We start from the raw sequence: 2072 nt of genomic DNA, 5'->3' as shown, positions 1-2072 counted from the left end.
AAGTCGGTATGCACTTCTTCGGATTGCTTGGAGAGGAGCCGTTGCAGACTTCCTTTGGCCTCGGGGAAGTTGGGGTAAATTTCTAGTGCCAGGCGAAATTGCTCGATCGCTTGCTCAAGCTTACCTTTGCGGGCAAAGACCGAGCCAAGCCGATAGTGGGCCAGGCCGTAGCTCCCATTGCCGCGAATGGCCTGCTGATAACTGACCTCTGCCGAGTTCAGATCGCCCTTAATGCGCAACACCTCCCCCATGCCAAAATGAGCCTCTGGGAGATCTGGATCTTGTTTGAGGGCTTGCTCAAACTGTTGCATCGCCTCCAACACCTGCTGGGGCCGCACAAACTTGCGCCCAGAAACATCCCGTTGCTTGTGCCCCAAATAGGCTAGACCAATTGCCGCAGTTGCCTCATGCAGGGTGGGATCCAGTTCCAGCGCCCGTCGATAGTTCTTGACTGCTTCGGTGTACTGTTCTTGGGCAGCCAAAACCAGGCCCAGTCCGTAGTAGGCTCGCCCCTGCTGGCTATCCGCCAAGATCACTTGGCTGAACTCCTGGCTGGCTTGGGCGAGATGCCCAGCTTGGACCAACGCTAATCCCAGATCCACCTGCACTTGGGCTGCCATCGAAGGGGTGAGATCCAGGTTGAGAGCGGTGCGGAACGCAGCTATGGCTGCTTTGAGTTGACCTTTGCGCAGGAGGGCTTGTCCCATAGCATAGTGAGCTTCCCCCAATCGGTCATTCAGTTCCAAAGCTGCCCAGCAGGAGTCAATCGCTTCATCCCATTGACCCAACCCGATGCGAACTTGGGCGATGCGGATGTGGGCCTCACTGCAATGGGGATCCAACCCCAGAGCCGTTTGCTGTTGAGCCAGGGCCTGTACCCAATCCCGTTTGTTTGCCCAGGCTTGACCGATGAGGCTGAATATTTCCGCTTGAGCGGATCCCTTGGTCAGGGGCAGGGCTTCTGGCAAGTGGGCCAAGACTTCATCCGGCTGATGTTGGGCTAACCACTGCTTGGCTAAGGCTTTCATCGTCTCCACCAGATGGAGATCGATGTCTTTGAGTTGGGGATTGAGTCGTTTTGCCCGCTGAAAGTGTTTCAATCCCTCCTGCAACTGGTCGGTGTTGACCAAGCATTTGGCCAGTTCCAAGTGAGCCGGGGCATGATCTGGCTGCCGCTTAACGGCTTCTTGAAACTGCGCAATCGCTTCAGGAATCCGTTGGGCCTGTAAAAGTGACAGCCCTTCTGCAAAACAGTCTGATCCTCCTGTTGGAGGGGAAGCACTAGCGGTCTCGGAGTACAGCTTTTTCCAGCCCAGCCAGCCTCCACCTGCAGCCAAGACCAACAACGGGATCCCCAGTCCTAGGGATCCAGCACGAGACCGTGCATCCGCTGCCCCAAAGGAGCGAACCACTAAGCCGCCGCCCAGCAGCAGCAACAGCGCCAGCACTCCTGCCCAAATCGGGCGCATCTGGGAGTTGTGGAGGAGCTGACGGAGCGCAAACCGGTCCAGGTTGGGAGTAGGGGTTTTTAGGGTCGGTGCTGTCGGACGTGGGGTGGGCTGGGGGGTGAGGATTCGAGCTGGAGGAGGGGTCGCCCCAACAGCAACTGGAGGGTTGGGGATCGGTTTAGGGGTGGCCTCAGCCCGTCGTTCTTTATGGGTTTTGGGAACGGGTGCCTCTAGGGTTTTGACACGGCGAAAATCAGGGTTACTGTCGGGATCCACCACCGGTTTTTGGGCTTCCAGAACCTTGATTTCGGAAATCTTGGTGCCCGGCAACACAATCTGGGTGGCATCGGCACTGCTCTCACCCGAAGCCAGATAAAAAACTTTCTTCCATTTTGGCTGGGCTTCCCCCTTCAGTCGGCCATAGACCACCAACTGACTCACCCCCTGGACAGGCAAGCCTCCCAACTGGCTAGCTACCCGGTGCAGTACCATCGAGCGGTTAAACAGTGCCTCTTCCGGGAATTCCACCATGAAGTAGAGGACATCCTGTTTGAGCACCGAACGGGTTGGCAATGGCGCCAGTGCCTTTTGCAAAGACTTCGTGAGAGCTTCAACGCTTCGAGT

At 57.0% G+C, this 2072-nt stretch carries 1 protein-coding gene; it reads right to left on the bottom strand.

What is annotated here, in order from left to right:
* A partial coding sequence (locus JX360_RS17270; protein WP_244353467.1) for a tetratricopeptide repeat protein occupies positions 1-2042 on the bottom strand: 2042 nt, incomplete at its 3' end.
* Between the last annotated feature and the right edge of the window lie 30 nt (positions 2043-2072).

Source organism: Thermostichus vulcanus str. 'Rupite', from assembly GCF_022848905.1.
In the GTDB taxonomy this organism is placed as follows: domain Bacteria; phylum Cyanobacteriota; class Cyanobacteriia; order Thermostichales; family Thermostichaceae; genus Thermostichus; species Thermostichus vulcanus_A.
The sequence above is the reverse complement of the archived record's forward strand: the minus strand, read 5'-3'. Positions and strand labels throughout refer to the sequence as shown.